Annotated in this window: 1 pseudogene; it reads right to left on the minus strand. The window is 62.7% G+C overall.

The features are described from left to right. Positions 1-255: pseudogene (locus tag AB3X95_RS39030) on the minus strand (tyrosine protein kinase); the annotation flags it as partial.

Raw genomic sequence — 255 nt, forward strand, 5'->3', positions numbered from 1 at the left:
TCTTGAGCTGCGGCAGCTGTGCGCTCAGGAACTCGAGCGACTTCTCGGCTTCCGCCGCCTTGCGCTTCAGATTCTGGTCGACATACGCATTGCCGATTTCGGCAAGCGTGCTGGCCGTCAGCATCCGTTCGGAGCCCGTCAGCGACGCGCCGATGATGCCGCTGTCCTTGCCCTTCTGCGACACGGTCAGCCGGTTCTGCAGGTTCTCCACCGTCTTTTCGCGCGACTGCCTCTCCAGAATGAACTGCGTGCCCG

Origin of the sequence: Paraburkholderia sp. BR13444, assembly GCF_040948755.1 — a bacterium.
Taxonomy (GTDB): domain Bacteria; phylum Pseudomonadota; class Gammaproteobacteria; order Burkholderiales; family Burkholderiaceae; genus Paraburkholderia; species Paraburkholderia youngii.